At 35.5% G+C, this 7,396-nt stretch carries 5 protein-coding genes; all 5 read left to right on the top strand.

What is annotated here, in order from left to right; genetic code table 11:
- Positions 1-42: 42 nt before the first annotated feature.
- The 5 genes from dnaN to gyrA all read left to right on the top strand — a co-directional run bounded on the left by dnaN (position 43) and on the right by gyrA (position 7,183).
- A complete protein-coding gene (gene dnaN / locus CER22_RS27555) occupies positions 43-1,182 on the top strand; it encodes a DNA polymerase III subunit beta (RefSeq protein WP_087981847.1) in 1,140 nt (379 codons plus the stop codon).
- A gap of 127 nt (positions 1,183-1,309) precedes the next feature.
- Positions 1,310-1,522: a S4 domain-containing protein YaaA gene (yaaA, locus tag CER22_RS27560; protein ID WP_000821366.1), complete on the top strand. Its 213-nt coding sequence runs from the start codon at positions 1,310-1,312 to the stop codon at positions 1,520-1,522.
- Between the two features lie 12 nt (positions 1,523-1,534).
- Positions 1,535-2,662: a DNA replication/repair protein RecF gene (recF, locus tag CER22_RS27565; RefSeq protein WP_000470742.1), complete on the top strand. Its 1,128-nt coding sequence runs from the start codon at positions 1,535-1,537 to the stop codon at positions 2,660-2,662.
- 38 nt (positions 2,663-2,700) lie between these two features.
- Positions 2,701-4,623 carry a DNA topoisomerase (ATP-hydrolyzing) subunit B gene (gene gyrB / locus CER22_RS27570; protein WP_000435974.1) on the top strand — a complete coding sequence of 641 codons (1,923 nt, stop codon included), beginning with the start codon at positions 2,701-2,703 and terminating at the stop codon, positions 4,621-4,623.
- 88 nt (positions 4,624-4,711) lie between these two features.
- Positions 4,712-7,183 (top strand): DNA gyrase subunit A, encoded by a 2,472-nt coding sequence (gyrA, locus tag CER22_RS27575; protein WP_001282859.1) that lies wholly within the window; start codon positions 4,712-4,714, stop codon positions 7,181-7,183.
- Positions 7,184-7,396 lie beyond the last annotated feature (213 nt).

A 7,396-nucleotide genomic window follows, 5' to 3' on the forward strand; every position in this document is an offset into this window, starting at 1 on the left:
ATTAATTAAATAAAATATTATACTTACCGGAGGTTTTTCTTTATGCGTTTTACAATACAAAAAGACTATCTTGTAAGAAGTGTACAAGATGTAATGAAGGCTGTTTCTTCTCGTACAACAATTCCGATCCTTACAGGAATTAAAGTTGTCGCTACGGAAGAAGGAGTTACGTTAACAGGAAGCGATGCTGATATTTCTATTGAATCTTTTATCCCAGTTGAAGACAATGGAAAAGAAATCGTAGAAGTAGCACAATCAGGAAGTATTATTTTACAAGCAAAATATTTTAGTGAGATTGTAAAAAAATTACCTAAAGAGACTGTCGAAATTTCTGTGGAAAATCATTTTATGACAAAAATAATTTCTGGAAAATCAGAGTTTAATTTAAATGGTTTAGATTCTGCTGAATATCCATTGTTACCACAAATTGAAGAACATCATGTTTTTAAGATCCCAACAGATTTACTGAAACATATGATCAGACAAACTGTATTTGCAGTTTCCACTTCTGAAACAAGACCAATCTTGACAGGTGTAAACTGGAAAGTATATAACAGCGAATTAACTTGCATTGCTACAGATAGTCACAGGTTAGCTCTTCGAAAAGCAAAAATCGAAGGAATCGCAGATGAATTTCAAGCAAATGTTGTTATTCCAGGTAAAAGCTTAAATGAATTAAGCAAAATTCTAGATGAGTCTGAAGAAATGGTAGATATCGTTATTACGGAGTATCAAGTATTATTCCGTACAAAGCATTTATTATTCTTCTCAAGATTGTTAGAAGGTAATTATCCGGATACAACTCGTTTAATTCCAGCCGAAAGTAAAACAGATATTTTTGTAAATACAAAAGAATTTTTACAAGCGATTGATCGTGCATCTTTATTAGCAAGGGATGGTCGTAATAATGTTGTAAAATTATCAACTTTAGAACAGGAAATGCTAGAAATTTCTTCGAATTCACCAGAAATTGGGAAGGTAGTAGAAGAAGTTCAATGTGAAAAGATGGATGGGGAAGAGTTAAAAATATCTTTTAGTGCAAAATATATGATGGATGCACTAAAAGCTTTAGATAGTACTGAAATTAAAATTAGCTTTACTGGTGCGATGAGACCATTCTTAATTCGTACAGTAAATGATGAGTCCATTATTCAATTAATTTTACCGGTTCGTACTTACTAAGTAAGAAGTAAGGGTTGCTAGTTTTCAGATACTAGTAGCCCTTATTTGATTTTTGGGTATTACTTTCCTAATGTTAGTTTATTTAGTACAATGAAAGAATGAACACTTTCAGAAAGTGAGCGATTTTATGAAACGTATTAAAATTTCAACAGAGTATATTACACTAGGACAATTTTTGAAGTTAGCCGATGTAATTGATACAGGTGGCGCTGTAAAATGGTTTTTACAAGAATATGAAGTGTACGTGAATCAAGAACTTGAAAATAGAAGAGGTCGCAAATTATATGCGAACGATATTATTGAAATTCCAGGAAGCGGAAGTTTCCAAGTTCAGGCATAAAGGGGGAGCCCTTTGTTTATTTCAGAAATACAATTAAAAAACTATCGCAATTATGAAAAGTTAGAGCTTTCCTTTGAAGATAAAGTGAATGTGATTATCGGTGAAAACGCACAAGGGAAAACGAATTTGATGGAAGCTATTTATGTTTTAGCGATGGCGAAATCTCATAGAACCTCTAATGATCGCGAGCTTATCCGTTGGGATGAAGACTTCGGTCAAATTAAAGGGAAATTACAAAAGAGAAATAGTTCTTTGTCTTTGGAATTAAATATTTCGAAAAAAGGTAAAAAGGCAAAATTAAATCAACTTGAACAACAAAAATTGAGTCAATATATTGGCATGATGAATGTTGTCATGTTTGCCCCAGAAGATTTAAATCTTGTAAAAGGAAGCCCTCAAGTAAGAAGACGCTTTTTAGATATGGAATTAGGCCAAATAGCTCCAATCTATTTGTATGAATTGAGTCAATATCAAAAGGTGCTCACGCAACGAAATCACTTGCTGAAAAAGATGCAAGGGAATAGTAAGAATGAGGAAACGATGTTGGATGTATTTACACTTCAACTTATTGAGCATGGTGCAAAAATATTGCAAAAACGGTTTGAGTTTTTGCATTTACTACAAGAATGGGCAGCTCCAATTCATCGCGGTATAAGCCGCGGATTAGAAGAATTAGAAATTGTCTATAAACCAAGTGTAGATGTATCAGAATCAATGGATTTGTCGAAAATAAAAGAAGTATACTATGAAAATTTTCAATCTGTGAAACAACGTGAGATTTTCCGTGGTACGACTTTAATTGGTCCTCATCGTGATGATTTACAATTCTTCGTTAATAGTAAAAATGTTCAAGTCTTTGGTTCGCAAGGACAACAACGAACGACCGCACTGTCCCTAAAATTAGCTGAAATTGAATTGATTTACTCAGAAGTTAAGGAATATCCGATTCTTTTATTGGATGATGTATTATCAGAATTAGATGATTATCGTCAATCGCATCTGTTAAATACAATTCAAGGAAAAGTGCAAACATTTGTGACAACGACGAGTGTCGACGGAATTGAACACGAAACATTAAAAGAAGCGAAAACAATTCATGTAACGAACGGCACGGTAGATTGTGAAATAGATAGGGCGTAATCCCTATTTAAATGGAAAAGTAGGTGATCTTTGTGTCAATGGAACAAAAGCAAATGGAAGAAAACTCATATGATGAAAGTCAGATACAGGTACTTGAAGGATTAGAAGCGGTTCGAAAACGCCCTGGGATGTATATTGGATCTACAAGTGGAAAAGGACTTCACCATCTTGTGTGGGAAATCGTCGATAATAGTATTGATGAAGCACTTGCAGGGTATTGTGATGAAATTAACGTTAGTATCGAAGAAGATAATAGTATTCTTGTAACGGATAATGGACGTGGTATTCCAGTTGGTATACAAGAAAAAATGGGACGTCCTGCTGTAGAAGTTATAATGACCGTTCTTCATGCTGGTGGTAAGTTTGGCGGTGGCGGTTATAAAGTTTCTGGTGGTTTGCATGGTGTTGGGGCATCTGTAGTAAATGCTCTATCAACAGAACTAGAGGTATTTGTACATCGTGAAGGCAAAATCCATTATCAAAAATACGAAAGAGGTATCCCGGTTGCGGATTTAAAAGTCATTGGTGACACAGATCAAACAGGGACGATAACTCGATTTAAACCAGATCCAGAAATTTTTCAGGAAACAATAGTATACGAATTTGATACGTTAGCAACTCGTATGCGCGAATTAGCATTTTTAAATCGTAATATTAAATTAACAATTGAAGATAAACGTGAACATAAACAGAAGAAAGAATTCCATTATGAAGGTGGAATTAAATCATATGTTGAACATTTAAATCGTTCAAAACAGCCAATTCATGAAGAACCTGTATATGTAGAGGGTTCAAAAGATGGTATTCAGGTTGAAGTTGCGCTTCAATATAACGAAGGATACACAAATCATATTTACTCATTTACAAATAATATTCATACGTATGAAGGTGGTACACATGAGGTAGGATTTAAAACAGCCTTAACTCGTGTGATCAACGATTATGGTCGTAAAAATAATATTTTAAAAGATGCGGATAGTAATTTAACTGGTGAAGATGTTCGTGAAGGTTTAACAGCGATTGTGTCAATTAAACATCCAAATCCACAATTCGAAGGACAAACGAAGACGAAACTTGGAAATAGTGAAGCAAGAACAATTACAGAGTCAGTATTCTCAGAGGCATTTGAAAAGTTCTTACTGGAAAATCCGAATGTTGCACGTAAGATTATAGATAAAGGGACGATGGCAGCGCGTGCGCGTGTAGCAGCTAAAAAGGCTCGTGAGTTAACTCGCCGAAAGAGTGCTTTAGAAGTTTCAAGTTTACCAGGGAAATTGGCAGACTGTTCTTCTAAAGATCCAGCAATTAGTGAAATCTATATCGTAGAGGGTGACTCTGCGGGTGGGTCTGCAAAACAAGGACGTGATCGTCATTTCCAAGCAATTTTACCGCTGAAGGGTAAAATTATTAATGTTGAAAAGGCACGCTTAGATAAGATTTTATCAAATGATGAAGTTCGTACAATTATTACGGCGATTGGTACAAATATCGGCGGAGACTTCGCTATTGAAAAAGCACGCTATCATAAAGTTATTATTATGACGGATGCCGATGTTGATGGTGCGCATATTCGTACCCTATTATTAACGTTCTTCTATCGCTATATGCGTCAAATAATTGAGTGCGGTTATATATATATTGCACAGCCACCTTTGTTTAAAGTACAACAAGGTAAGAAAATTCAATATGCTTACAATGATAAGGAACTTGAAAAAATCTTAGCTGAATTACCAGCCCAACCTAAGCCGGGGATTCAGCGTTATAAAGGTCTAGGGGAAATGAATCCAACTCAGTTATGGGAGACGACAATGGACCCAGAAGTACGTTCATTACTTCAAGTTTCACTTCAAGATGCAATTGAAGCGGATGAAACATTTGAAATTTTGATGGGAGATAAAGTAGAGCCACGTCGTAACTTTATCCAAGAAAATGCAAAATACGTGAAAAACCTTGATATTTAAATGGGTAATGACAGGAATCTAAGTATTCCTGTCTTCTACATATAAATCAATGTATGTGTAACGGAAATGTAAGAGGAGGTGCTGGTTGATGTCAGACAATCAACAACAAGCACGAATTCGAGAAATTAATATTAGTCATGAAATGCGTACCTCGTTTTTAGATTACGCAATGAGTGTTATCGTATCTCGTGCATTACCAGATGTTCGTGATGGATTAAAACCTGTGCATCGTAGGGTTTTATATGCGATGAATGATTTAGGAATTACAGCTGATAAAGCGTATAAAAAATCAGCGCGTATTGTCGGTGAAGTAATCGGTAAGTATCACCCTCACGGTGATTCAGCTGTTTACGAGACGATGGTACGTATGGCGCAAGATTTTAGTCAACGTTATATGCTTGTTGATGGGCATGGTAACTTTGGTTCTGTTGATGGTGATTCAGCAGCAGCGATGCGTTATACAGAAGCAAGAATGTCTAAGATTTCTATGGAATTAATACGTGATATTTCAAAAAATACGATTGATTATCAAGATAACTATGATGGTTCTGAAAGAGAGCCAATTGTATTGCCAGCGCGTTTCCCTAATTTATTAGTGAATGGTACGACGGGTATTGCGGTAGGTATGGCAACGAATATTCCACCGCATCAACTTGGTGAAGTAATTGATGGTGTATTGGCACTAAGCCATAATCCCGACATTACGATTGCGGAATTAATGGAGTTTATTCCAGGACCAGATTTTCCAACAGCAGGTTTAATTTTGGGACGAAGTGGGATTCGAAGAGCGTATGAAACAGGTAGAGGCTCTATTATGCTTCGAGCTAAAGTTGAAATTGAAGAGAAGTCAAATGGTAAACAATCTATTCTCGTAACTGAACTACCTTATCAAGTTAATAAGGCGCGATTAATTGAAAAAATTGCAGAATTAGTTCGTGATAAGAAAATTGAAGGTATTACGGATTTACGTGATGAGTCAGATCGAAACGGTATGCGTATTGTTATGGAAGTACGCCGTGATGCCAATGCCAATGTACTATTAAATAATCTATATAAACATACAGCACTTCAAACAAGTTTCGGTATTAATATGTTGTCTCTTGTAAATGGAGAGCCACAAGTACTGAATTTAAAACAAAATTTATATCATTACTTGGAGCATCAGAAGGTAGTAATTCGTCGACGTACTGCTTATGAATTAGAAAAAGCAGAGGCGCGTGCTCATATTTTAGAAGGATTACGAATTGCTCTAGATCATCTAGATGAAGTTATTACGTTAATTCGTAGTTCGAAAACAGCAGATATTGCAAAACAAGGCTTAATGGAACGTTTCGGTTTAAGTGAGAAACAAGCACAAGCAATTTTAGATATGCGTCTGCAACGTTTAACAGGATTAGAACGTGAAAAAATTGAGCAAGAATATCAAGACTTAATGAAGTTAATCGCTGAATTAAAAGCAATCTTAGCAGATGAAGAGAAAGTTCTTGAGATTATTCGTGAAGAATTAACGGAAGTAAAAGAACGCTTCAATGATAAGAGACGAACGGAAATTACAATTGGTGGCATGGAATTTATTGAAGATGAAGATTTGATTCCAGAACAAAACATCGCTATTACGTTAACTCATAATGGTTATATTAAGAGGTTACCGGCTTCTACGTACAAAACACAGAACCGTGGTGGACGTGGTGTGCAAGGAATGGGAACAAATGATGATGATTTCGTAGAGCATTTATTAACTACTTCTACGCATGATCACATTTTATTCTTTACTAATAAAGGGAAAGTATACCGTACGAAAGGATATGAAATCCCAGAGTATAGTCGTACAGCAAAAGGTATACCTATTATTAACTTATTAGGTGTAGATAAGGGTGAATGGATTAACGCCATTATTCCAATTCGTGAATTTGGTGATGATGAATTCTTATTCTTCACAACAAAACAAGGTATTTCTAAGAGAACGCCACTTTCATCATTTGCAAATATACGTACGAATGGTTTAATCGCCATCTCTCTTCGTGAAGAGGATGAAGTAATATCTGTACGTTTAACATCTGGTGATAAGGATATTATTGTAGGAACAAGCAATGGTATGTTAATTCGCTTTAACGAGCAAGATGTGCGTTCTATGGGACGTAATGCGGCTGGTGTAAAAGCAATTACATTAGGTGATGAAGATCAAGTTGTAGGCATGGAAATTGTCGAAGAGGATGTAAATGTTCTAATCGTAACGAAAAATGGTTATGGAAAACGTACACCTATTGATGAATACCGTCTACAAAGCCGTGGTGGTAAAGGTCTGAAGACTTGTAATATTACAGATAAAAACGGTAAATTAGTAGCTGTTAAATCTGTAACAGGTGAAGAAGATATCATGTTAATTACGGCAGCAGGTGTTATTATTCGTATGCCAGTTGATCAAATCTCTCAAATGGGACGTAATACACAAGGTGTTCGTCTAATTCGATTAGAGGATGAGCAAGAGGTAGCGACGGTAGCAAAAGCACAGAAAGATGAAGAAGAGGAATCTAATGAAGAGGTTTCTTCTGAAGAATAAGAGGGGGATTTTTCCTCCTCTTATTTTTTTATAATAATACTTGCATAGCAATGGAAAACTCTATATAATAGGCAGAGTCAGCAAATGAGAGATACAAATTATCTTAAAAAACTTGTTGACGAAAATAATATACTATGATATATTATGAAAGTCGCTGAAACGCGATGTTGAACTTTGAAAACTAAACGAAACAAACAACGTGAAACGTCAATT

Origin of the sequence: Bacillus sp. K2I17, from assembly GCF_002209985.1 — a bacterium.
Lineage (GTDB): Bacteria > Bacillota > Bacilli > Bacillales > Bacillaceae_G > Bacillus_A > Bacillus_A wiedmannii.

Coding starts and splice junctions, on each gene's coding strand:
- yaaA (WP_000821366.1), top strand. CDS start 1,310: ATGAAACGTATTAAAATTTCAACAGAGTATATTACACTAGGACAATTT.
- gyrB (WP_000435974.1), top strand. CDS start 2,701: ATGGAACAAAAGCAAATGGAAGAAAACTCATATGATGAAAGTCAGATA.
- dnaN (WP_087981847.1), top strand. CDS start 43: ATGCGTTTTACAATACAAAAAGACTATCTTGTAAGAAGTGTACAAGAT.
- gyrA (WP_001282859.1), top strand. CDS start 4,712: ATGTCAGACAATCAACAACAAGCACGAATTCGAGAAATTAATATTAGT.